Source organism: Methylobacterium sp. C1 (assembly GCF_001854385.1).
Classification (GTDB): Bacteria; Pseudomonadota; Alphaproteobacteria; order Rhizobiales; family Beijerinckiaceae; genus Methylobacterium; species Methylobacterium radiotolerans.
On sequence record NZ_CP017640.1, the window covers coordinates 481,004 to 504,435 of the forward strand.

General features: G+C 69.7%; 21 protein-coding genes. 11 read left to right on the forward strand and 10 right to left on the reverse strand.

Features of this window, described 5'->3' with window-relative positions:
• The first annotated feature begins 28 nt into the window (after positions 1-28).
• The 3 genes from BKE41_RS02135 to BKE41_RS02145 all read left to right on the forward strand — a co-directional run bounded on the left by BKE41_RS02135 (position 29) and on the right by BKE41_RS02145 (position 3,471).
• Positions 29-697: a GntR family transcriptional regulator gene (locus tag BKE41_RS02135; RefSeq protein WP_070998419.1), complete on the forward strand. Its 669-nt coding sequence runs from the start codon at positions 29-31 to the stop codon at positions 695-697.
• A gap of 167 nt (positions 698-864) precedes the next feature.
• Positions 865-1,167 carry a hypothetical protein gene (locus BKE41_RS02140; RefSeq protein WP_012317361.1) on the forward strand — a complete coding sequence of 101 codons (303 nt, stop codon included), beginning with the start codon at positions 865-867 and terminating at the stop codon, positions 1,165-1,167.
• A gap of 636 nt (positions 1,168-1,803) precedes the next feature.
• Complete coding sequence (locus BKE41_RS02145) at positions 1,804-3,471, forward strand: methyl-accepting chemotaxis protein (RefSeq protein WP_070998421.1); 1,668 nt, start codon at positions 1,804-1,806, stop codon at positions 3,469-3,471.
• A gap of 10 nt (positions 3,472-3,481) precedes the next feature.
• Here BKE41_RS02145 and asd read toward each other — a convergent pair whose 3' ends face one another.
• A complete protein-coding gene (gene asd, locus BKE41_RS02150) occupies positions 3,482-4,393 on the reverse strand; it encodes an archaetidylserine decarboxylase (RefSeq protein ID WP_029358463.1) in 912 nt (303 codons plus the stop codon).
• Between the two features lie 32 nt (positions 4,394-4,425).
• On the opposite strand from asd, the gene BKE41_RS02155 reads away from it, so the two are divergent.
• A complete protein-coding gene (locus BKE41_RS02155; RefSeq protein WP_070998423.1) occupies positions 4,426-6,117 on the forward strand; it encodes an aminotransferase class III-fold pyridoxal phosphate-dependent enzyme in 1,692 nt (563 codons plus the stop codon).
• Between the two features lie 42 nt (positions 6,118-6,159).
• Here BKE41_RS02155 and BKE41_RS02160 read toward each other — a convergent pair whose 3' ends face one another.
• Together BKE41_RS02160 and BKE41_RS02165 are read right to left on the reverse strand one after the other, a co-directional pair.
• Positions 6,160-6,771, reverse strand: coding sequence for a membrane protein (locus BKE41_RS02160; protein ID WP_024827637.1), 612 nt, complete (start codon positions 6,769-6,771; stop codon positions 6,160-6,162).
• Between the two features lie 53 nt (positions 6,772-6,824).
• Positions 6,825-7,511: a methyltransferase domain-containing protein gene (locus BKE41_RS02165; RefSeq protein ID WP_043073067.1), complete on the reverse strand. Its 687-nt coding sequence runs from the start codon at positions 7,509-7,511 to the stop codon at positions 6,825-6,827.
• A gap of 678 nt (positions 7,512-8,189) precedes the next feature.
• On the opposite strand from BKE41_RS02165, the gene BKE41_RS02170 reads away from it, so the two are divergent.
• From BKE41_RS02170 to mqo, 4 genes are all read left to right on the forward strand, one after another.
• On the forward strand, positions 8,190-8,984 hold the full coding sequence (locus tag BKE41_RS02170) for a lytic transglycosylase domain-containing protein (protein WP_012317367.1): 795 nt from the start codon (positions 8,190-8,192) through the stop codon (positions 8,982-8,984).
• A gap of 229 nt (positions 8,985-9,213) precedes the next feature.
• On the forward strand, positions 9,214-10,335 hold the full coding sequence (locus tag BKE41_RS02175) for a tlde1 domain-containing protein (RefSeq protein ID WP_063111976.1): 1,122 nt from the start codon (positions 9,214-9,216) through the stop codon (positions 10,333-10,335).
• A gap of 146 nt (positions 10,336-10,481) precedes the next feature.
• Positions 10,482-11,030: a lipocalin-like domain-containing protein gene (locus BKE41_RS02180; protein ID WP_076727932.1), complete on the forward strand. Its 549-nt coding sequence runs from the start codon at positions 10,482-10,484 to the stop codon at positions 11,028-11,030.
• Positions 11,031-11,568: 538 nt separating this feature from the next.
• Positions 11,569-13,299 carry a malate dehydrogenase (quinone) gene (gene mqo, locus BKE41_RS02185; protein ID WP_059407908.1) on the forward strand — a complete coding sequence of 577 codons (1,731 nt, stop codon included), beginning with the start codon at positions 11,569-11,571 and terminating at the stop codon, positions 13,297-13,299.
• Between the two features lie 93 nt (positions 13,300-13,392).
• Here mqo and BKE41_RS02190 read toward each other — a convergent pair whose 3' ends face one another.
• The 3 genes from BKE41_RS02190 to BKE41_RS02200 all read right to left on the reverse strand — a co-directional run bounded on the left by BKE41_RS02190 (position 13,393) and on the right by BKE41_RS02200 (position 16,040).
• On the reverse strand, positions 13,393-14,127 hold the full coding sequence (locus BKE41_RS02190) for a DUF3750 domain-containing protein (RefSeq protein WP_012317371.1): 735 nt from the start codon (positions 14,125-14,127) through the stop codon (positions 13,393-13,395).
• Positions 14,128-14,222: 95 nt separating this feature from the next.
• Positions 14,223-15,191 carry a triphosphoribosyl-dephospho-CoA synthase MdcB gene (gene mdcB / locus BKE41_RS02195; protein WP_012317372.1) on the reverse strand — a complete coding sequence of 323 codons (969 nt, stop codon included), beginning with the start codon at positions 15,189-15,191 and terminating at the stop codon, positions 14,223-14,225.
• 36 nt (positions 15,192-15,227) lie between these two features.
• Positions 15,228-16,040 carry a glycosyltransferase family 2 protein gene (locus BKE41_RS02200; protein WP_245295987.1) on the reverse strand — a complete coding sequence of 271 codons (813 nt, stop codon included), beginning with the start codon at positions 16,038-16,040 and terminating at the stop codon, positions 15,228-15,230.
• Positions 16,041-16,150: 110 nt separating this feature from the next.
• Between BKE41_RS02200 and BKE41_RS02205 the strand changes: the two genes are divergently transcribed.
• Positions 16,151-17,563, forward strand: a complete 1,413-nt coding sequence (locus tag BKE41_RS02205) for a methyltransferase domain-containing protein (protein WP_070998429.1) — start codon at positions 16,151-16,153, stop codon at positions 17,561-17,563.
• Positions 17,564-17,640: 77 nt separating this feature from the next.
• Here the strand turns inward: BKE41_RS02205 and BKE41_RS02210 are convergent, their stop codons facing one another.
• A complete protein-coding gene (locus tag BKE41_RS02210) occupies positions 17,641-19,623 on the reverse strand; it encodes a malonate decarboxylase subunit alpha (RefSeq protein ID WP_024827629.1) in 1,983 nt (660 codons plus the stop codon).
• A 381-nt stretch (positions 19,624-20,004) separates the two neighbouring features.
• Here BKE41_RS02210 and BKE41_RS31525 point away from each other — a divergent pair, with 381 nt between their 5' ends.
• Positions 20,005-20,181 carry a hypothetical protein gene (locus BKE41_RS31525; protein WP_199825824.1) on the forward strand — a complete coding sequence of 59 codons (177 nt, stop codon included), beginning with the start codon at positions 20,005-20,007 and terminating at the stop codon, positions 20,179-20,181.
• A 137-nt stretch (positions 20,182-20,318) separates the two neighbouring features.
• A complete protein-coding gene (locus tag BKE41_RS02215) occupies positions 20,319-20,639 on the forward strand; it encodes a hypothetical protein (protein WP_012317377.1) in 321 nt (106 codons plus the stop codon).
• Between the two features lie 110 nt (positions 20,640-20,749).
• Here BKE41_RS02215 and BKE41_RS02220 read toward each other — a convergent pair whose 3' ends face one another.
• From BKE41_RS02220 to BKE41_RS02230, 3 genes are read right to left on the reverse strand one after another with little or no spacing between them, the layout of a single operon-like run.
• On the reverse strand, positions 20,750-22,039 hold the full coding sequence (locus BKE41_RS02220; protein WP_070998431.1) for an FAD-binding oxidoreductase: 1,290 nt from the start codon (positions 22,037-22,039) through the stop codon (positions 20,750-20,752).
• Between the two features lie 8 nt (positions 22,040-22,047).
• Positions 22,048-22,779, reverse strand: coding sequence for an amino acid ABC transporter ATP-binding protein (locus BKE41_RS02225; RefSeq protein ID WP_012317379.1), 732 nt, complete (start codon positions 22,777-22,779; stop codon positions 22,048-22,050).
• Positions 22,776-23,429, reverse strand: coding sequence for an amino acid ABC transporter permease (locus tag BKE41_RS02230; protein WP_059408275.1), 654 nt, complete (start codon positions 23,427-23,429; stop codon positions 22,776-22,778). Before BKE41_RS02230 ends, BKE41_RS02225 begins: the two co-directional genes overlap by 4 nt.
• Positions 23,430-23,432 lie beyond the last annotated feature (3 nt).

Below are 23,432 nucleotides of genomic sequence, written 5' to 3' on the forward strand. Positions count from 1 at the left end.
GGCGTCCGAACTGGAAACCGGCGAAATCATGCCGGATTGGGTTCGTCCGATTGTCAAGGAGAGCCTCAGCGAGCGGGCCTACCGCGAGCTGCGCCTCGCGCTGATGCGCGGACAGCTGCGACCCGATACGCGCCTGCGCCTTCGCCCGATGTCGGCCCGCTTCGGCATCAGCGCGACGCCCATGCGCGAGGCCCTGCTCAAGCTCGTCGCCGAGAAGGCCCTCGCGCTCGACGCGCGCGGCAGCGTCGTCGTGCCTCGGCTGACCCTGGATCAGCTCCTGGAGATCCGCGCGATCCGCACCGATCTCGAGGGACGTGCCGCCGCCGCTGGGGCTGCCAGAGAATCGGCCGAGGTCGACGTGCTGGAGGCGATCCACGCGCAGATCTCGCAATGCCACGCGAGCCGCGACTTCGCGCGCGCGGTGAACGTCAACACCGAGTTTCACCTGACGCTGTGCAAGATCGGGCAGATGCCGATCCTGTACGAGATCGTCGAACTCCTGTGGGTGCGCTGCGGCCCGATCCTCTCGCACCTCTACGACGACGGCGTCCCCGACTGGGAACCGCACCCTCATCGGCGCATCATCGACGCCTTGCGCGACCGCGACCCGGTCGCGGCCCGGGATGCGGTGCGCGAGGATATCGAGCGCGGCGGGAGCGGTCTGTTCGCGCATGTCCGCGCGGCCGCCAAGGGGTGATGGCCGATCGCGAGGCGGACAGGGAAGTCGATCGATGCCGGGTGCGGTCGGATCGGCGTCGCGGCCGAGGCGGCGGCCCTGGGCGCGGCGAGCCCCCACCCAGAAAACGCCGGAGTGCGGAGCGTCCTGCAATTGCCGGATGCCGACGCGCGTCTATCCTGCGCCCCATGCGCGCTGATCTCGCCGTCCTCGCTCTGGTCTTCGCTGCCACGGGCGCGCGCGCCCAGCAGCAGCTTCCAACCATTCCCGAGTTGCTGACGGCCGAGGCGAACGCCGCGCGGGCCTGTGAGGGCACCGGGGATCCGGCCATCGTCCGGGAGCAGTGTCGGCTGCGCGATCGGCTGAGTGGGCGCTTGGCTCAGGCGGGCTATTGCTGGGGCCGCAAAGGACAGGCGGACGAGAAGAAGGAATGGCACGCCTGCCAGCCGGACTCGATCTACGAGGATGATATCGAGGCGGTACAGCGCTGAGCGGCTGGCCCCGTCGTCGAACGCGGCCCGTCACTCGAGGGTCTGTACGCCGGGCTACAGCGGGACTTCGCTCCGTAGATGGCGGGGCGATATTCGCGGCTCGACGCGGTGCCGGCATGCTCCTGGCTGAAGAACCTGCTCGCGGTCGGGCTACCGCCCAGTCCGGCTGAAGACGCTCCACGCCAGCGGATCTTCGGGCACAACGCGGCGCTCCCAGCCGCCGCGCGTGCGCTGATCGCGACGGCGCTCCAGCGCGCCGGTCGAGGCCGGCATGCTCCAATCACGCGATCCAGAGAAGTCCATCAGGACAGCGTCCTGAACAGATGTTCGCGAGCGCGTATCGGCGCGGCTGCGCGGCATTCGCGCCACCCCCAGCATCGAACGAGATGCATCACCTGAACCCCCCGGGCTCCAACGTCGACCCGAGGAACAGAATTAGCATTGCACGCACCATCGATTTATTGCTCAGATCGTTACTGCAACAAAAACGTAATTTGCCAGATAATATCGGAGCCAACCTCGCAGATACGGTACTGATTTTCTATTCCAAGACACCAGAAACATCTTGAACTGCACAGGCAGAGTGTTAGACCGCCATCGTCGCTCAGAGCTCCGACAACGATACGGTCGCCATCGATGATTAACACGATCAAGGGCAGGCTATTCGCACTTCTCGCCGTACTGGGTACACTCCTCATAGGATCAGCAGGGCTCAGTAATTACGCGCTCTATAAAAATTTCAGGGGTCTCGAATCGATCTACGCCGACAGAGTCATGCCGCTCAGCCAGTTCGGCACGATGCGCGATGCTTTCGATGCCATCCTCACCGCGACGCGAGATTTCGAGGTCCACGCGATACAGGCGGCCGAAGCCGTGACGATCCTCGATCACCAGCTGGCACGGGCGAAGGAAGCCTGGGCCGCCTACCTGACCACGTATCTCACGCCCGAGGAGACACAGCTCGTCGCGAAGCTGACGCCGCGATTCGACCGCGACGCGGCGATCGTGGCCGACCTCGTCCGCGCCTTGACGAACGGGGACCTTGACGCTGTGACCGCGTCCCGGATCGATCTCCTCCGGGCGATGAGCCCGACAACGGCGACCATCGGCGAGCTGTCCGACCTGCAGGTCCGCGAGGCCCGCGCCGAGTTCGAACGCGCGGACGCGATGGCGCAGCGCCTGCGGATGCTGCTCTTGGCGACACTGGCCGGCGCCGCCCTAGCGGTCGGGTACGGCGTCCGTGTGATCCTCACCCAAGTCACCCGCCCGATCGGCCGGACGACGGCGACGATGACCCGTCTCGCCGCGGGCGACCTCGATGCGCGGATCGACGGCGCGGACCGTGGCGACGAGATCGGCGCGATGGTCAAGGCTGTCCAGGTCTTCAAGGATGCGCTCGTCGCGAAGCGCGCGGCGGATGTGGCCGCCGCCACCGAGGCGGCCGCGAAAGCGCGCCGCGCCGAGACCATGGACCGCGCCACGCGGACGTTCCGCCAGCAGATGGAGGGCCTGACTGCGGCGTTAGCGACCAGCGCCGGGGCCATGGAAAGTGCCGCCGCGACCATGGACCGGAACGCCGGACAGACCGCGACGCAGTTGCTCCAGGTCTCTTCGGCGGCCGAGCAGACCTCGGTCCACGTGCAGACCGTCGCGGCGGCCAGCGAGGAACTGGCGACGTCGATCGGGGTCATCAACGGCCAGATCACGCGCTCCTCGGACATGGCCCAGCGCGCGGCGGCCGAGGCGACGGAGACCAACACCCTCGTGATGAGCCTCGCCGACGGCGCCGAGCGGATCGGCACCGTGATCAGCCTGATCGCCGGGATCGCCGCGCAGACGAACCTGCTCGCGCTCAATGCCACCATCGAGGCGGCCCGCGCCGGAGACGCGGGTCGCGGCTTCGCGGTCGTCGCCACCGAGGTGAAGGAGCTGGCGGCCCAGACCGTCCGAGCGACCGAGACGATCTCCGATCAGGTCGCGACGATCCAGAAGGAGACGCACCGCGCCGTCGACGTCATCCAGGCGATCACCGCGTCCGTCCTGGACCTTCGGACCATCGCGACGAGCGTGGCGGCCTCGATGGAAGAGCAGGAGGCGGTGACGCAGGAGATCGTGCGGAACGTCAGCCAAGCCGCCGACGGCACGCGGGCGGTCACGGTCACGATCGGAACCATCACGCAGGCCGCCGGCGAGACCGGCCGGACCGCGGCCGCGGCGCTGGACGCGGCCACCGCCCTGTCGCGGCAATCGGAGACCCTGAACGCCGCGGTCGCGGGATTCCTCGCGGCGGTTCAGGCAGCCTGAGGCGGCGCGCTCAGCCGCCGGGCGATCCGGGAGGCTGCGGCAGGCGCATCAGGGGCGCGCCGACCCGTAGGATCGATCCGACGGCGAGCCCCGGGCAGAGCTCGAAGCCGGCGGGCGCCAGCACCACGATGGTGGAACCGTGCTCGAACCAGCCCATCTCGGCGCCCTTCGCGAGCCGGGCCGCGGTGGGAATGCGCCGTCCCCCGGTCTCGCGCAGATTGAGCCCCTCGGGCAGGAAGCCGAGGCGCAGACCGGCAACGAGGATGGCCGCCACCGGCACCAGCGTCACCGCGTGCCCGCCCGGAGCGAGGCGCAGGCGCAGGACGGCGCGCTCGTTCCTGCAGAACAGCGCCTCGACGCGCTTCAGGGCAATCGGGTTCACGTTCCAGGTATCGCCCCAGATGTGGCGCACCGACTCGACGCGCAGGTCGTGCGGGGCGTGGAAGCGATGGTACATCCCGGCCGTCAGGCGCAGGGTGGCGTAGCAGCCCCCCTCGTGGGCGCGCGCCAGCGCTGTGTCACCGCCCAGCAGGTCGGCGAGTCGGTAGGACAGGCCCTTGATCTGGTACAGGCGGCCGGCCTCGATGCGGCCGTGGGCCCCCAGGATCGCGTCGCTGGGGCTCGTCAGCAGAGTCGGGTCGGCCGCGATCGGCCGGGCGCCTGAGCGCAGGGCCCGCACGAAGGCGGCGTGAAGGCTGGGGAAGCGCGTCTCCCGCGCGTCGCGGAGATCGACGTCGCAGAACAGCCGCCACGTCGCGATCGAGAGGTCCCGGATCAGCGGCTGCTCGATCCGGCTGAACCAGCCCATGAAGCGGGTCGCCAGGCGGCGCGGCAGACGGTTCGTCAGCAGAAAATTGAGATCCTCCTGCGCACCGATCCGCGCCAGGAGTGTCCGCAGCCGGGATCCCGCAACCGTCATCATGCCGTGAACCGTCTCCGGTAGGGCGCGGGGCGATGTCCGCGCTCCTCATCACCCTGTCCGCCACCACCGCCGCCGCGGTTCTCGCGCTGCCACGGGCGGCCGAACGCCTGCAGCTCTCGCGGGCGAAGCACCGCTCGCTCACCGGCCACGCCCGCATGGCCCGGCGCGTCGCCCGGCTGATCCCGCACTATTCCTATTCGGAGCGCGCCTTCTTCCGGTCGGACGATCCGGACGAGGCGGTGGCGTGCCGCCGCGAGGCCGGCTTCGCGCGGCTCTCCGACCTGTTCCGGGCGCGCTTCGCCAGGACACGGGCCGAGACCGAGTCGGTCCGCGCCGGGCTCTCGGACCTCCAGTTCACCGGGCTCTACCGGGTACCGTTCCAGTACGCCCGGCACGTGCGCGCGCATCTCGGCACCGGCGCCTTCGCGGCCGCCGCGTCGGGCGTCACGGTCACGGATCTCGACGGCAACGTCTTCTACGACCTCGCCGGCTCCTACGGCGTGAACCTGTTCGGCGTCGACTTCTACCGGGCCTGCCTGGACGAGGGTGCCGCGCGGGTCTCGGCGCTGGGCCCCGTGCTCGGGCCGCTCCACCCGGTCGTCACCGGCAACGTCGCGCGGCTGAGGGCGATCTCGGGCCTCGACGAGGTCTCGTTCCACATGTCCGGCACCGAGGCGGTGATGCAGGCGGTGCGGCTCGCCCGCTACCACACCGGCCGCCGCCGGATCGTGCGCCTGTGCGGCGCCTATCACGGCTGGTGGGGCGATGTGCAGCCGGGCATCGGCAACCCGGTCCCGACCCGCGACACGCTCACCCTGGCCGACATGTCCGAGCGGACGCTGCGGGTGCTCGCCACCCGCCGCGACGTCGCCTGCGTCCTGGTCAACCCGCTCCAGGCCATGCACCCGAATGCCGGGGCGCCGGCCGATTCCGCGCTGGTCGACAGCGGCCGCAGAGCGGCCTTCGACCGCGCCGCCTACACCAAGTGGCTCCACGAACTCCGGTCGGTGTGCAGCGCCCGGGGCATCGTGCTGATCCTCGACGAGGTCTTCATGGGCTTCCGCCTCGCCCGCGGCGGCGCGCAGGCCTATTTCGGCCTGCGCGCCGACATGGTCACGTACGGCAAGACTCTCGGCGGCGGCCTGCCCGTCGGCGTCCTCTGCGGGCGCGCCGACCTGATGCGGCGGTACAGGGACGACCGCCCCGTCGACATCTGCTTCGCGCGGGGCACCTTCAACGCCCATCCCTACGTCATGGGCGCGATGGGCGCGTTCCTCGACCGGCTGGACAGCCCGGCGGTGGCCGCGCTCTACGCCGATCTCGACGCGACCTGGGACGCGCGCGCGCGGCACCTCAACACCCTCCTGGCGGGGGCCGACCTGCCGGTCCGGGTCGCCAACATGTCGACGGTTTGGACGGTCCTGTACACCAAGCCGTCGCGCTACAACTGGATGCTGCAATTCTACCTGCGCGCCGAGGGGCTGGCCCTGTCGTGGGTCGGAACCGGCCGCATGATCTTCAGCCTCGCCTACGACGACGCGGCTTTCGAGGCCGTGGCGACGCGCTTCGTGGCGGCGGCTCAGGCTATGCGTGCGGATGGCTGGTGGGAGGGTGAAGTGCCGAGCGACAGAGCGATCCGCCGGTCGATCCTGCGCGAGGTCGCGGCGGTCCGCCTGGGCAGGCTCGGGGACCGCCTGGGTCTGCGCGCGCCGGATCAAGCCTGATTGGAGTGCCGGCCGCGCGGGACCGGCACCCGGGATCCAATCTCAGGCGCCGCGCTCGTGCGGCTCCTGCTCCTCGACGAGTTCGCCGTGCAGCAGGGCGAGCGGCGCCTTGTGGTAGAGCTTGATGTCGTGGAACGGGTCCGTGAGGATCTTGGTCACCCAGACAAGGCCGGTCTGGACGTCGCGCTGCAGGAAGAGCTGGACCATCCGGAACAGCAGGCCGGCAAGCGCCAGCCACAGCCAGATCCAGCCGACGTTGCGGATCAGGTCCGCGGTGCTCTGATGGGGCGCGATCAGGCCGAACAGGCTCGGGTCGAAGTAGAGCGGGAGGGGGGACAGCGCCCAGATCGCCAGCAGCACGATCTTGCGCTGCAGGTTGTAGCCGACCTTGATCTCCTCTTTGTGCTCGTGCGTCGCGTCGTTGACGTGGTCGTAGCCCTTGGGCTCGAAGAACAGATGGCCGGCCTGCCGGGACGTCATTGCCACCAGCCAGCCGATCAAGGCCGCCGTGGCCGGGTCCTTGAACGCCAGGGCGTAGGCCACCAGGAAGCTGATCGCGCTCACCACGTGCAAGCTCTGATTGACGCGGTTGTGGTGGTAGTAGCGGTGGTCGTCCCAGCGCTGGATGCGCAGCGCCTCGAGAAAGCTCGCCATGATGTGCGTCCCCGATCGAAGGTTGTGGTGGGCTGGTCGAAGCTGATGCGTGCCTAGGCGGCGCGCTTGCGCAGGCGGACGAGGGAGAAGTGGCCGAGCGGCGGGAGCGCGCGGCGCTCGACGATCTCCACCGGCGCTGCGGCGGCCCAGGCCGCGTAGCGCTCCCAGGAGAACTCGGTCCGCCAACCGAGGCGGCTGGTCACCGGTGCGAGGGCGCGCTCCACCGTGCGCCGGAGGCCGGCCTCGGCACCGATCCGCGTGGTGATCACGATCTCGCCGCCGGGGCGCAACACCCGGGCGAACTCGTCCAGCGCCGCCTCGGGATTGGGGACCGCGGTGACGACGTACTGGGCCACCACCACGTCGAAGGCGGCGTCCGGGAAGTCGAGCTGCTCGGCATCCATGACGGCGAGGCGCTCGACGTTGCGCAGGCGCAGCCGGGCCACGCGCTGGCGCGCCTTCTCCAGCATGGGCGCCGAGATGTCGATGCCGACGATGCTGCGGGCGCGCCGGTAGGCGGGCAGGGACAGCCCCGTGCCGACGCCGACCTCGAGGATCCGGCCGCCGATCCGTTCGGCCGCGGCGGCCGCCAGCGTGCGGCCCTGCGCGAAAACGGGCCCGAAGACCAGGTCGTAGACCGGGGCCCAGCGACCGTAGGCCTTGGCGACGCCGTCGCGGTCGAGATCGGGCCCGAGCGGGCCCGCGCGCGTGGAACCGGTGTCGTGCATTCCGAGGGCCATGGGCGTCCTGTTCGGTTATAGGCTGGGTCGACGCGACGGTGGCTTGGACCGACCGCCGGTCGCGGATTTGGGGCTGGCGTTCCCGGGCCCGGTCCACATCACGGGCCGTCGTGCCGCTCAGCGCTGCGCCGGCGACGCTCTCCCGCTTCGCCCGGCTCGCAAGGTCGCAGGGCGGCGCCGCGCGATGCCGCGGACCGGTCAGGACGGGCGGAGGCGCGGGAGGCGGGATCTCGGTTCATGCATCGCCGCCCGGACCATCAACGACCCCACGCCGCATCTCCGCCCAAGTCTTTCCGCCGGCAAAGCTATGTCGCGCGTTTGACAAGCTTGTGACAGATCGATCAAATCCGCATATCTGCAATCGGTTTGCTGGCAACATACTGATCTGAGACGCAAAACGGCTGCGTTGAAGGCGACCTAATCGTTCCGGCGGCCAACCTGATCTTGGCGCGCTGCGGTCCGCGCAGCCGCGTGTTGGCCCGCCGCTCACGCGGCGTTCACGATGCTCCGAACACCTCGCCGTTGCGGCCTCGTCGCGGATGCGGAGATGCGCGATGATTTGAGGGTGAGGAGACCCAAGGTCGCGCCTTCGACATCTTCTCGCCCTGATATCGACGAGATGTGACCCGGTATCCCCAGCAGGACAGGGCGCGACGACGCGCCGAAGGAGTGTTTCGCGTGATCGAGAATTTGCGGCGTCAGACCATCGCGGTCGCGGCCATCGCCGGGATCGCTCTCAGCGCCGGGCAGGTGCAGGCCGCGCAGTGCGGCAACACCGCGGCCGGTTTCGATGCGTGGAAGCGGCAATTCGCCGAGGAGGCGCGCGGCCGGGCCAGCGCGGCCAGCCTCGCGGCGCTGCAGAACACGACCTACTCGACCGCCACCATCTCGGCGGACCGGGGCCAGCACAGCTTCAAGCTGTCGCTGGACCAGTTCCTCGCCAAGCGCGGCGGCCCGACCATCGTCAAGCGGGGCCGGGCTCTGAAGCAGCAGAACGCGGCCCTCTTCGACTCGATTGAGCAGCGCTACGGCGTGCCGCCGGGCCCGCTCCTGGCGATCTGGGGCATGGAGACCGGCTTCGGCGCCGTCCGCGGCAACGTCAACACGCTCTCCGCGGTGGCGACGCTCGCCTACGATTGCCGCCGTTCGGAATACTTCACCGACCAGCTCTACGCCGCGCTGACCCTGATCGATCGCGGTCTCCTGACGCCGAACACCCGAGGCGCGGCCCACGGCGAGGTCGGCCATACCCAGTTCCTGCCGAAGAACGTGTTGGCCTACGGCACCGGCGACCTGAACAACGTCGGTGCGGCCCTGTCGTCCACGGCCAACTTCCTCAAGGCCCATGGCTGGCGGGCCGGCGCGGGCTACCAGCCCGGCGAGCCGAACTTCGCGGCCATCCAGGGCTGGAACGCGGCACCGGTCTACGAGAAGGCGATCGCTCTGCTCGGGCGCCAGATCGACAACGATTAGCAGTATTTCGGTCACGGATAGACCGGTTCGAACTACGAGAACTGCGGCGGCGCGCCCGAAAATGGTCCCGATCGGGCCAAGATCGATCATCGCGTCGCCCCAGAAAAGCCGGCCCGGCCCCGCTGTCTCACTCTGAGCGGGGCCGGACCGCCCGCCGCGACGTCTCCGCCTTTCCGGAGAGCGGCAGCCGGCACGCCCCGCCTCGCGACGAGGAGCATGGGCAACCGCGATGGCTGTCGAATCCGTGCCGCTAGACGGCGCCAAGACCCGGAACGCGCGCAACACCTGGCTCGCGCCTCTGACGGTGCTCACCGGCCTCGTGACGATGGCCGCCCTCGGGAGCAGCGTCCTGCATCGCGCCCCGGTCCCGGTGACCGGAATCGAGAGCCCCCGGACGGAAGCGCCGGTGCCCGCAACGGCTGCGGAGGACGGGGCCGAGACCGCCACCGCCGAACTAGGGGCTGCAGGCTCGCCCGATGCCGGCCGCGAGACCATCGGCGCTCCGCAGTCGCGCTGGGCGTGGAATCAGATCGCCCCGCCGTCGCTGACGCCCGAAGCCGAGCCCGAGATCGGCGCCGAGGCCGGCTCCCAGCCCGGGACGCAGGCCGCCGAGACGCCGCTCAGCGCGGTGGTCGTCCCGCTGCCAATCCCGCGTCCGCCCGAATTCCGCGCCCCCTTGGGCCCTGGATTCGCCCGACGGTCCGAGCGGCGCATGGCGCGCCGCGAGTTGCCGCCGGCCGCGCAGCCCACGCCGCAGCCCGAGGAGCGCTCGTTCCTCGAGAAGCTGTTCGGCATCGAGCGCGGACCGGCCCTGGCCTACACGGCCCTGGAGAGCAAGCCGGCCGACGTCGCGCCGCCGGCGCAGCGCGTCTCGCCGCCGCTGGCCCCGACCCGCGATCCGGGCCCCACGGCCGGCATCGCGGTCTACAACATCGCCGCCAAGACCGTGACCCTGCCGAACGGCGAACGCCTGGAGGCCCATTCCGGGCTCGGCGAGGGTCTGGACGATCCGCGCCTCGTCAATGTGCGGATGCGCGGGCCGACGCCGCCGGGTACCTACGACCTCACCGAGCGCGAGCGGCCGTTCCACGGTGTGCGGGCGATCCGCCTCACGCCGGTCGGCGGCAACGAAGCCGTCTACGGCCGCGTCGGCCTGCTGGCGCACACCTACATGCTGGGCCCGCGCGGCGACTCGAACGGCTGCGTGTCGTTCCGCGACTACGACCGGTTCCTGCAAGCCTTCCTGCGCGGCGAGGTGCAGCGTCTGGTGGTCGTCAGCGGCACGCAGGACCCGCTGCCGAGCCTCGCCGCCGGCACGGTGACGACCCGCATGGCCCGAAACGGCGGCTGAGGACGGCTCGCCGCGGGGCAACCGCCGCAAGCGCGCTGAGGGTCTACCAGCACTGCTCGCGCGGCGCTTGGAACCGGCCGCGCCGGCCCGCAGAACGCGGCGGCGGCGCGTACCGGCGCCGCGGCACGCGAAACTCGGTCGAGACCATGCCTGCACAACGAACGGCCGCCGCGGCCGTCCGCGCTTTCCTGTGGCTTCCCCTCCTCCTGGCCGCCGACCGGGCCTGGAGCGCGTCCGCGCCGGACCATGTCGGAGCGGCAGTGGTGGGCGCGCACTTGGCGGACCGGATCGTCGGCACCTGGGACCTCGTCTCCTACAAGGTCGAGGACAAGGAGACCGGCAAGCTCATCGACGCCATGGGCGGCACGCCGCGCGGACGCGTCATCTTCACCAAGGACGGCTGGGTCGCCTTCAACCTCGAGGGCAGCGCGCGCAAGCCCGCGACCACCGACGCCGAGCGGGCCGCGCTGATGAAGACCCTCGTCGCCTATATCGGACGTTACCGGATCGAGGGCGACCAGTGGGTCACGAGCGTGCAGACGGCCTGGGCACCCGAATGGGTCGGCACCGAGCAGCGTCGCACCATCCACATCGACGGCGACTACGCCGACGTCACGACCCCTTGGCGCGTGATGCCCAACTGGGATGACGGCCGGCTGTCGCGCAGCATCATCCGGTTCAAGCACATGCCGTAGCGACACGTCCGGCGGCGCCGCCAGACGCTGACACGCGGTCCAGCGGCCGGGGCAAGTCTATCGGCGGGTCGCCGCCGTGGCCGCCGGTCGTCGCGGCGGACTGACAGGATGGCGGTGATTGCAACCCCGGCAGTGATTGTCCTCTGAAGCCTCGTCCTCTATGAGGCCACCATCAATCTGCTGAGCCAAGCCAGCCAGCATCTTCCCGCCCACCCGGCAATCGCGCCACCGCGCGAGCGAGGTCTTGAACCGGAGATCCGTTCTCCGGCGTGATCGCGCGCCATTGCGGAGGGAAGGCCTGCGTCGCGCGAGCGCGTCCCATCGTCCCGCGATCCGTGCGGGCCGGGGACGATGGAAGCGATGCGGACCAGCGCAGGACCGTCGTGTCGGGTCGAGCGAGGCCGCGAGCGTACCGCGACGGGAACGGGGAAACGATCCGGAAGGCCGGACGGGCGGAGTTCGCGCCCGTCGCATCGAGTGTCTTCCGTACGCGGGGCGGCCAATCGGCCGGTCCGGTACGCAAAAGCGGGATCTGCCCATGCGTGGCGACGACGATAACCAACACCAGCGCGACCGCCGGGCCGCGAACGTGCTGCCCCTCAGCCGGCGGCAACTCCTCGGCACGGCCGCGACCGGCCTGGCGCTGGCAGCCCTGCCGGGCCCGCTGGCCCTGGCCGATGGCGCGGACAGCAAGGTCGACGTGCTGCTGATCGGCGGCGGGATCATGAGCGCGACGCTCGGCGTCTGGCTGAACGAGCTGGAGCCGAACTGGTCGATCCAGATGATCGAACGTCTCGATCAGGTCGCCCTCGAGAGCTCGAACGGCTGGAACAATGCCGGCACCGGACACTCGGCCCTGGCGGAGCTGAATTACACGCCCGAGAAGAAGAACGGGCAGATCGAGATCGCCAAGGCGGTGGAGATCAACGAGGCGTTCCAGGTGACCCGGCAGTTCCTGGCCCACCAGGTCAAGACCGGCGTGATGACGGACCCGCGCGCCTTCATCAACTACACGCCCCACATGAGCTTCGTCTGGGGTGACGACAACATCGCCTACCTGAAGAAGCGCTGGGAGGCCCTCAAGGCGAGCCCGCTCTTCGCCGGCATGGAATATTCGGAGGATCCGGAGCAGCTCCGCAAGTGGGTTCCCCTGATGATGGAGGGACGTGACCCGAAGCAGAAGGTCGCCGCGACGTGGTCGCCGCTCGGCACCGACTGCGAGTGGGGCGAAGTGACCCGGCAGTACGTCGCCCACCTGCAGAAGCAGCCGAGCTTCAGCCTGCGGCTCTCGACCGAGGTCGAGAGCATCACCAAGAACGGCGACGGCTCGTGGCGGGTGAGCGCGAAGAACCTGAAGGACCGGACGCGCCGGACGCTAGACGCGAAGTTCGTCTTCATCGGCGCGGGCGGGGGCGCCCTGCACCTGCTGCAGAAATCCGGCATCCCCGAAGGGGACGATTACGCCGGCTTCCCGGTGGGCGGCTCGTTCCTGATCAACGACAATCCCGACGTCGCCACGCTCCACCTCGCCAAGGCGTACGGCAAAGCGTCGGTGGGCTCCCCGCCGATGTCCGTGCCGCATCTCGACACCCGCGTGCTCGGCGGCAAGCGCGTGATCCTGTTCGGGCCCTTCGCGACCTTCTCGACCAAGTTCCTCAAGGAGGGCTCGTACTTCGACCTCCTCAGCTCGACCACCACCAGCAATCTCTGGCCGATGATGAAGGTCGGCGTCGACGAGTTCCCGCTGGTCGAGTACCTCGCGGGGCAGCTGATGCTGTCGGACGACGACCGGATCGCGGCGCTGCGCGAGTACTTCCCGAAGGCGAGGAAAGAAGAGTGGCGCCTCTGGCAGGCGGGGCAGCGCGTGCAGATCATCAAGCGCGACCCGAACAAGGGCGGCGTGCTGAAGCTCGGCACCGAGATCGTGAACGCCAAGGACGGCAGCATCGCGGCCCTTCTCGGGGCCTCGCCCGGTGCCTCCACGGCGGCGCCGATCATGCTCCAGGTCCTGGAGAAGGTGTTCGCCCAGAAGGTCGCCACGCCGGAATGGCAGGCGAAGATCCGTGAGATCGTTCCCAGCTACGGCACGAAGCTCAACGACGATCCGGACCGTGTCGCCCGCGCGTGGGCCGACACGAGCGCGCAGCTCCGGCTCCCGACCCCGCCGCAGATCGACCGCGCCGTGCTCAAGCCGGTCACGACCGGCAGCACCGTGCTCAACAGCAGCGCCACGCCGGTGAAGGAGCCGGTCCACGACCTCGCTCCGTGAGCGGCGTGGCCCGGGGCGCTGCCGTTCGTGCGCCCCGGGCCACGCGGTGGCCCAACTCCGACTCTGCAGGCTTCGCGGTTGCCCGGAGAGCGCTCAGAGGCCGACCCGCCCCAGGGCCGGCAACTTGATCCCGGGCCGCCGCAGGTCGATCCCGGCGACGGCGCCGAGCAGGTTCAGCTCCAGGCCCTCGACCCAGCCGAGCGTCAGGCCGGCATAGCCGCCGAGATTGAGGCGAATGCCGGTTCGGGACGGCGTCGGACCGATCCAGCGCCCGTCGTAGGGGAAATCCTTGCCGATCGCGGTCGTCGGCAGGCTCGCGCGGATCTCCGGAACCGCCGCCATGACGGCGGCCACGAAGGTGTTCGAGTTCGGACCAGGCCAGACGACGTAGTCGCCGGGCCGGCTGTAGCGGTACTCGGCCACGGCCTGCCGGATCCGCGGGAGCATCGTCTCCGCCTCGGGCCCGTCGGCCGCGAACACGGTCGTCGGCGTGTTCCCGAACCAGCGCCCGTCCGGCACGAACCGGTCGACCCAGATCGGCTGCCCCCAGGCCGTGTAGTCGAACCGGCTGTAGGCGCGGGCGCCGCGCTCCTTGAGGACGATCCAACTGTGCGTCGCCACGATGCCGCGCCAGCTCACGGTCCGTGCCGAGAAGATGCGCAGCACGGCGCCGGGATGCGCGTCCGCGCGCGGCAGCAGTCCGGCGCTGGACCGATCCGCCAGACGCCAGTCGCCGCTCGCGCGCGTCGCGTAGAGCAGGGCTGAGACCGCCACCGGCACGAGGAAGAGCGCGGCGAGCGCGAGGAGGGCGATCCTGAACAGGGTCACGGGCGGTCCGGCGGGGGAGGGGGAACAGGATCCGGATGTAGGTATCGACCGCACCCGCGAAACTGCGACCGACGCGACCCGGGGCTGCTCGCGCGTCAGGGCGCGGAGGCCAGGGCGTCCAGCAGCAGCGTCGCGGCGAGGAGATCGGCGCACCCGCCGGGACTCAGGCGCGCGGCCACGAAAGAGCGGTGGATCGCCGCCGCGCGCTCGCGCCAAGCCGGAGCCGCGATGCCGCCGGCGTCGAGAAAGGTCGCGGCGGCCGCGCGCGCGCCGACGAGGCCGTCGGCGCCGCCGCGGTGCAGGAGATTCGTGTCATCGACGACCGCCAGGAGCGCGAAGAAGCAGTGCACGCGCGCCGCCTCGGGATCGCCGGGGGCGCAGGAACGGCCGAAGCGGAGGGCGGGAAGGCCGACGGCCCGGATGGTCGGGAAGCCCGAAGCGGCCTCGGCACTGGCGCCGCCGACGCCGAAGCGCCGCGCCGCGCGGCCGCCGTGGCTGACAGCCGAGACCGGTGCCCGGCTGATCGCCGGCCCCCAGAGATGCCCAACCGCCTCGGCCAGGGCCTCGGCCCCGGCCCGCCCGACACCGTGCCCTTCACCTTTCGCTCCCGCCGCGGCGCAGATCAGGCCGAGCGAGAAGATCGCGCCCCGATGCGCGTTGACGCCGCCCGTCGCCCGCATCATCGCGATCTCGGCTTTCAGACCGATGGCCCGCAAATCCGCCATCTCCGCCGCGCGGGCACCCGCCGCGACCAGCTCCGCGAAGAACGGCCGGATCGCCGCCGCGCTGCGGCGGAGAGTCTCCGCATCCATGTCGTCGTGGCTGCCGGAATCGACCGGGCTCACGAGGCCGGGCTTGGGCCATGTCTCCAATTCGCCGATGAGCGCCGCGTGCGCAAGATCCGCGACGCGACCGGCGCTGGGCGCGTCGGCGCGGCACGCGTCGGCATCCGGCGCAGTCAGGCTCTGTTCGTCGCGCAGGGTCGGGCCTCCTCCCGGCTTCGCCAGCGCAGCCGAAGCGGCGTCGGGCGGTCCGACGTATACCGGATGGCGGCGCCCGCGCATCCGCGACGGTCTCCGCGCGGGGTCGCCTATCCGGACTTAGAAGGAACCGACGAAGCGTTCGGGCAGCTGCCAGAGGTCGGGCGCCTGGACCACACTCTTACGCTCGATCGCGTCGGCGAAGATCCGCTTCGTCGTCTCGAAATGGGCCTCACCCGGCCGCATCTGAACGCGACGGCGCGGGATCCGGCCGACATCCGCCTTCACGAAGGTCAGGAACTCCGTCGGGTCGATGGCGTGGTGCGAATTCGGGATGCCGATCGGCGCGGCCGCATTCCGCTTCTGCTGGCGCCTGAAGAGTATGTCGTGATCCAAATACGCCAGATGGAACAGGAACAGGTCGCGAAAATCGGGGCGGTGATCCTGGATCAGGCAATGGAAGCCGACATGCCAGTCGACCCGCTCCGACACGATGGTGGACTTGCACAGGGTCGATATCGGACGGATGAATCCCCGCTGGCCAGAGATGGGCGCCGCGACGTTGATGGGAGCCTCGTCCTGCACGTGCAGGACATCGGCTCCGAACAGATCGAGGATTGGGGGCAGCGATCGCGCGGCGATATAGTCTGAGAGGTTCGGCGACACGTCGGGATCTGGAAGGATCAGCTCGTCGCTGTCCGCATAGAGAACATATTTGAAGCCGATGAACAAAGATGCGCAGAAATCCCTGACTGTGTGGGCGCGCTCCCACTCGTTCAGGGGCAGTCGCGGCAATCGGATGACGTTCGCGCGCAGCCCGGTTGTCGAGCCGTCGTCGGAGCCGTGGTCGAGGATATAACAGTTTTCAGCCCCGACCTGCCGCTCGTAGTGCTTCAGCCAGAGCGGAAGCATGGTCGTTTCATTGTAGGTCATGGTCACGGCGGCGAGCGGCCTCTTGTGCAACGGCATCCCTTCCCGCCAACGCGGCATTCACCGCGCTTCCACAGCGCATTCGCGAAGCGTTTGTTCGGAGCTTAGATGCAATGGATCGTGCGCAGCAACTCCTGAGGTCGCTGACCAAGGATGCCCGCATCGTCGAGGTTGGCCCGAGCTTCAGCCCGCTCGCGCCGAAGCGCGACGGCTGGAACACGTTCGTCATCGATCACGCGCCGCGCGCCGAGCTCATCGAGAAGTATCACGACCAGACCGTCGACCGGATCGAGGAGGTCGATTTCGTCTGGACGGGGGGCTCGATCGCCGACGCGGTCCCGGTGGAGCAGCACGGGACGTTCGACGCGTTCATCGCCAGCCACGTCATCGAGCACACCACCGACGTGGTGACCTTCCTGCGCGCCGCCGAGACGCTGCTCCGGCCGGACGGCGTCGTGATCCTGGCCGTGCCCGACAAGCGCAAATGCTTCGATTTCTACCGCTCCCTGACCGGGACGGCGGACGCGATCGCGGCCTTCTTGGAGAAGCGGAACCGTCACACGGTCCGGACCCACATCGACTACGCCCTGAACATGGCGCTGAAGGACAACGGCACGGTCGGCGCCTGGTCGGGCCGGGACACGCGGCCGGCCATCCCGGCCAACCCGCTGACCGACGAGGCGCAGTGGCTCGGCGCCGCGCAGCTGCCGCACTACGCCGACGCCCATGCGTGGGTATTCGTGCCGGCGAGCTTCAACCTGATGATCCTGGAGCTGTCGCAGCTCGGCTACATCGATCTGCGCGTCGAGGATTCCCTCGACATGGACGCGACGGAATTCTTCGTGTGGCTCCGCAAGGGACGCCAGCGCCTGGCGCCGGACGAGATCCGCGAGCAGCGCACCGCGCTGATGCAGCGCGCGATCGTCGAGCTGGCGGAGCAGGTGCAGCAACTGCCCGAGACGTCCTTCGTGGAGATGGCCTCGGCGGGGGCCCTGCGGGACCAGCTCCTCAAGGCGACCTATAGGACCGACGCGCTCCGCACGGTGCTGGCAGCGCTGCGCGCCAGCATCGGTCGATTCGGGCTGGATCGGGCCAAGTTCAAGCGCCTGATCGGCGCGGCCAGCCAGAAAGTGCCGGGGAATCACTCGGCAGCGGTACAGCACAGGATCCTGTTGACCGAGGCGACCAAGATCCTCGAAGGAATCGCGGATACCGCCGCCGAGGTGGACGATCGGGACCCCGCCGTCATCGACAGCGCCGTGCTGGTCGCGCCGCTCGGCGCGGCCCAGTTCGGGGATCCGCTCCTCGCCGCAGAACTCGATCGCGAGCGCCAGCGTGCCAAGGCCGTCCGCATGGTGCTGGACGCCGTGCTCGGAAGTCTGCGCGGCCGCGCCCTCGACAAGAAGCGGTTTCGGGACCTGGTCACGCAGGCGGCCGCGCAGACGCCGAATGACGGACCCGAATCCGCCCGCCACGCGGTGCTGTCCGAGGAATCGCGGCGGGTCCTCGGCTTGCCGATCGCCTGAATCCGACTACGGCACCGGCCACGCGGCGGGCGCGACCGGCATCCCGCGCTCCCGGAGTGTGTGAGACCGGCCGGTCGTCAGGCCGCAGACGCGACCGCCGGGGAGATGCGCTTGCGGGCCTTCTTGTCCGCGGTGCTGCTCACGAACGCCTGCGCCTCCTCCTTGCGCTCGAAGACGTGCGGCGCGACCCCGCGCTTGTTCAGGGCTTCCTCCATCTTGAGGCGCAGGAAGGCGCTCGTCGCGTAGCGGGTGGTGGTCGCGTAGTAGTTGGCCTGCAGGTACTGGACCATGCCGGCGTAGTCGTCGACCAAGTTCTCATTGAGCCGGAAGCCGTCGTGGTTGATCACGGCGTTGACCCGCTGACCCGCCTTCCGGCAGGCCTCGACGATGGTCATGCGCAGCTCGTCCATGTCGCCCTTCACCCGGCAGTACCAGCCCTCCAGGTTGACGAAGAGGATGTTGCGCTCGCCGTCGTAGCTGACGCGGGACTTGAGATCGAGGTTGAGCAGGTCCGAGATCAGCTCCATCGGCTCGTCGCGGAAGATCCGCGGGTCCATCGGCACCGGATTGCGCACCACGGGGGCGAAGTCCATGTGGGCGAGGATGTCGCGCTCGATATCGATCCCGGGCGCGACCTCGACCAGTTCCAGCCCCTCCGGCGTCAGCTGGAAGACGCAGCGCTCGGTCACGTAGAGGACCGGCTGCGAGCGCTCGACCGCGTAGGGACCGGAGAACGTGTTCTGCTGGACTTGGGTCACGAACTTGCGGGCCTTGCCCTCCTGCACGATGCGCACCTGACCGTCGCTCACCGCGATCTCCAGGCCGCCGGCCGTGAACGTCCCGGCGAACACGACGGTGCGGGCGTTCTGCGAGATGTTGATGAAGCCGCCGCAGCCGTTCAGCTTGCCGCCGAACCGCGAGGTGTTGACGTTGCCGGCCGCATCGCACTCGGCCATGCCCAGGCAGGTCATGTCGAGGCCGCCGCCGTCGTAGAAGTCGAACATCTGGTTCTGGTCGATGATGCAATCGGCGTTGGTGGCGGCGCCGAAGCTCGAACCGGAGGCCAGCACTCCGCCCACCGCGCCCGCCTCGGTGGTGAGCGTGATGTAGGGGGTGATCTTCTCCTCGTTGGCGACCGATGAGATCCCCTCGGGCGCGCCGACGCCGAGATTGACCACGCCGTTCGGCGGCAGCTCGAAGGCGGCGCGGCGCGCGATGATCTTGCGCTCGTTGAGCGCCATCCGCTTGATGCCGGTGACCGGGACCCGGATCTCGCCGGCCAGCGCGGCGTCGTGCATCACGCCGTAGTTCATCCGGTGCATCTCGGGTTCGGCGACCACAACGCAGTCGACGAGAATGCCGGGGACACGCACGTCCTTCGGCAGGAGGTAGCCGTCGTCGACGATGCGCTCGACCTGGGCGATGACGATGCCGCCGTTGTTTCGGGCCGCCATGGCCTGGGCGAGGCAGTCCAGGGTCAGCGCCTCCTTCTCGTAGGAGAGATTGCCCGACGGGTCGGCCGAGGTGGCGCGGATGAAGGCGACGTCGATCTTGGTCGCCGTGTAGAACAGCCACTCCTCGCCATCGACCTCGACGAGTTTGACGATGTCCTCGGTGGTCAGCTCGTTGACCTTGGCGCCCCCGTGTCGCGGGTCGACATAGGTCTTCAGGCCGACCTTCGAGAACAGGCCCGGCTGGCCCGCCGCGCAGGCCCGATAGAGCTGGGAGATCACGCCCTGGGGCAGGTTGTAGCCGCGGATCAGGTTGTCCTGGGCGGCCTTGGCCACCTTCGGCATGCGGCCGAAATTGGCCGCGATGACCCGCGAGAGGAGGCCGTCATGGTGCAGGCGGCCGGTGCCGAGCCCTTTGCTGTCGCCGGCGCCCGCCGTCATGATCAGGGTGAGGCCGCGCGGCGATCCGGTCTCGACGAACCGCTTCTCGAGGGCGGCGTGCAGGGCCTCCGGGATGCAGCTCTGGACAAACCCCGTGGTGGTCACGACGTCGTTCTCGCGGATCAGCGCGATCGCCTCTTCCGCCGAGATGACCTTGTTCTTCCTCATGGAGCCCGTGATCCTCCCCGGCACCTCAGGAGCGGCCGGCCGTGATGCCCGCCGCCTCCGACTGTGCCATGCGCCGCCCCCGTGGTGCCGGGACGTCTCGGCCCCGGAAGTCGGCTGAGTTTTGAATACGATCGTTATTGCACCGCATCAATATTTGCGGCACTGCACGAGGGCACATGCCGGCCTCGTGACAGTACTCCGAGAATGCAGTTCGGCGCTCCTGAAAAACTCTTCGGTCCACGATCAGAAAAATTGCGCGCTCCTCGGGGCTGTCGGCCGCCTGTGCTCCGCCGCACGCGGTTTTCACGGTCCGCGTGTGCCGGCTCACCGCGGCGTCGCCCGATCCGGTGTCTCTCGGTCCCGACACGACAGGAGGCGATCATGAACCGAGATCCGAGAGCCCGCAGCAGGCAGCCCGACGGCAAGGCCCGACCGGCGGAGTCCACCCGCGAGACCGAATCCCGCGCACGCGAGGCGGTGGTGGATGCCTGGCGCCGGGCGCTCCACCGGATGCGCGAGCGGCGCGCGGCCCAGGACCGCGCCGATCCGGGCCGTTGAGACCGGAGCGGGACCGGAAGGTCGGATCGGCCCCCGACGTCGCCCGAATGGTGACGGGGACCGACCCTTTTTCTCTACTTGGCGCGCCGCGGCGGGGGCGGCACAGCGTGGGCAACGAACGGGGAGTATGTGAGCCGATGGACGACGACGTCGCAGACGGCATGGACGGCGGCGACGCGAGTTCCGCGGCGGCGCAGGAAGCGAACGGGATCGCTTTCCTGCTGGCGAGCGCGGCCTACCTGACGCTCGCGGACGCGCATCTCCGGCGGGAAGGTCCGGAGGGACTGGCTCTCATGGACGAGATCGAGGACCGGATCACGGAGGCGCTGCGGAGCTTCGTCGAGGAGACGTCCTACGAGGACGCGCGGCCGGACATTCTCCAGCACGCCACCCGCAAGGTCCGCGCCCTGCTCGACGCGGGGCGCTCGCTGGCACCGGAGATGCGGCGCTTCCAGTAGGCACCGGCCCGCATCGGAGCGCGCTCCTCGCCCTGGCGCCGTCGCTCTGGGTTTCAGCGCGGCGCTGTGGCACCCGCGGTGACGGCGCGTTCGACGGCGCGCCGGACCGATCAGCGAATGCCCCCGTCACGCAGGCGGTACCACGCGATGATCGCCGAGACGTACAGCCGGTTGAGACCGTGAAGCGGAAGCGGCTCGATCGGCGTGAGCGGCAAAGGCAGGCTGCCGGCATCCCCGGTGGCGATGTAGGTGGCCATCGCCCGGCCCATCGCCGACTGCAGGCCGACGCCCCGACCCTGGCAGCCGATATCGATGAGCAGGCCGGGCGCCGGCTCGTGGAGATGGGGCAGGTAGTCCCGGGTGATCGCGACCCGGCCGCACCAGCGATGGTCGAAGGCGATCCCGTCCAGCTGCGGGAAGAGCTTGGCCACGATCCGCTCGAGATGCGCCCAGTCGGCGGGGCTGCGCGGCTCCCGGAACGGCCCGCGCCCGCCCATCAGCAGGCGGCCGGTATGGTCGAGACGGAAATAGAGCAGGAGCTTCCGCGTGTCCGAGGAGACGTGACCTTCGGGCAGGATCGAGCGCCGAAGGTTGTCGGTCAGCGGCACCGTCGCGACCTGGAACGAATTCGCCGCGATCACCGTCCGCGCGAGGTTCGGCCAGAGCCCGCCCGTGTAGCCGTTGGTGCACAGAACGACCCGGCCGGTCGTCACCCGCTCGCCCTGGGCCGTCGTGACCGTCCAGCCCGACCCGGTCCGTTCGAGGGCGGTGACAGGCGACGCGCCGTGGATCGTGGCGCCGGCCTTCTGGGCAGCCCGGGCGAGGCCGCGGGCGTAGCTCAGGGGCTGGATCGCCCCGCCGCGGCCGTCGAGCCAGCCGCCGAGATAGCGGTCGGTCCCCAGCAGCTGCTCGGTCTCGGCCCGGTCGAGGACGCGGGCCGGGGCCCCGAGCTCCGCCCACTGGGCCGCCCGCTTCGCGACCTCGGCGAGCCCGACCTCGGTATGGGCGCCCTGGATCCAGCCGGAGCGGCGGTGCGGCACGTCCATCCCGTGCCGGGCGATGAGATCGAACACGACGTCGGCGGTCCCGCCGGCGAAGCGCGCGAGCCGCTCGCCGCGCTCCCGACCGAACCGCGCGACGAGGTCGGCGGGATCGTATTTGAGGCCCGGGATGACCTGGCCACCGTTGCGACCGGACCCGCCGTAGCCGACCTCCTGCGCCTCGAGCACGACGGGTCGGATGCCGCGCTCGGCGAGATGCAGGGCGGTGGAGAGGCCGCAGAACCCGCCGCCGACGATCACCACCTCGGCCAACCCCGATCTGGCGAGGGGCGGCGTGTCCGGCGCGGGCGCCGCCGTGGTGGCCCAGAGCGAGGGTGCGAGCGGGAACGGTTCGGCCACGGCTTGTCCTAGAGCGGGTGCAGCACGCGCTGCAGGAAGTCCCGGGTGCGCGGGTTCTGCGGCCGGTTGAGGACTTCGGCGGCCGGCCCCTGCTCGACGAGGCGACCGCCGTCGAGGAACAGGACCCGGTCGGCGACCTCGCGGGCGAAGCCGATCTCGTGGGTGACCACGATCATCGTCATGCCCTCGTCGGCCAGAGCCCGCATGACCTTCAGCACGTCGCCGACCAGCTCGGGATCGAGGGCCGACGTCGGCTCGTCGAACAGGATCGCCTCCGGTCGCATGGCGAGTGCCCGGGCGATCGCGACACGCTGCTGCTGCCCGCCGGAGAGCTCGTTCGGCCGGGCGTGCTCCTTGCCCGAGAGCCCGACTCGCGCGAGCAGGGCGCGCGCCCGCTCCTCGGCCTCCCCACGGGGCTCGCCCTTCACGTGGATCGGCCCCTCGACGACGTTCTCGAGGGCGGTCCGGTTGGCGAACAGGTTGAAGCGCTGGAAGACCATGGAGACCCGCGTGCGGATCGCCTTGATGCCGCGCTTGTCCCGGTCCACCCGTTGCCCGTCGACGCGGATCTCGCCGCCGTCGTAGGCCTCGAGCCCGTTGATGCAGCGCAGGAGGGTCGACTTGCCGGATCCCGAGGGCCCGATGATGCAGACGACCTCGCCCTTCGTGACCTCGGCCGAGACGCCCTTGATCACCTCCAGCGCGCCGTAATGCTTCCGGACGTCCTCCAGCACGATCATCGGTGCCGCCCCTTCGCCTCGAAGTGGCGGACCATCAGGATCAGCGGAAGGCTCAGCGCGAGGTACATCAGCGCCACCAGCGTGTAGACGCTGGTGTTCTTGAAGGTCGACGAGGCGATCAGCTTTCCCTGGAGCGCCAGCTCGGCGACCGTGATGGTCGAGGCCTGCGACGAGTCCTTGAGCATCATGATCATGATGTTGCCGTAGGGCGGCAGCGCGATCCGGATCGCCTGCGGCAGGATCACCCGCCGCATGGTCATGCCCCAGCCCATGCCGATCGACAGCGCCGCCTCGACCTGGCCGCGATCCACCGCCTCGATGCCGGCGCGGAAGTTCTCGGCCTGATAGGCCGAGTAGGCGATGCCGAGCCCGATGATCGCCGCCTGGACGGCGGTGAGCGACAGGCCGAAATCGGGCATCACGAAGTAGATGTAGAACAACTGCACGATGATCGGGATGCCGCGCAGGATGTTGATCATCACCGCGCTGAAGCCCGAAAGGACCGCGATGCCGGAGACCCGCATCACCGCCCAGACCAGCCCGAGGAGGGTCGAGACCACCAGGGACGCAAGGGTGATCAGGATGGTGAGCTGCACGCCCTGAAGCAGGATCGGCAGGTAGTCCTGGGCGTCGGCGAGGAACTCGCGCATGAA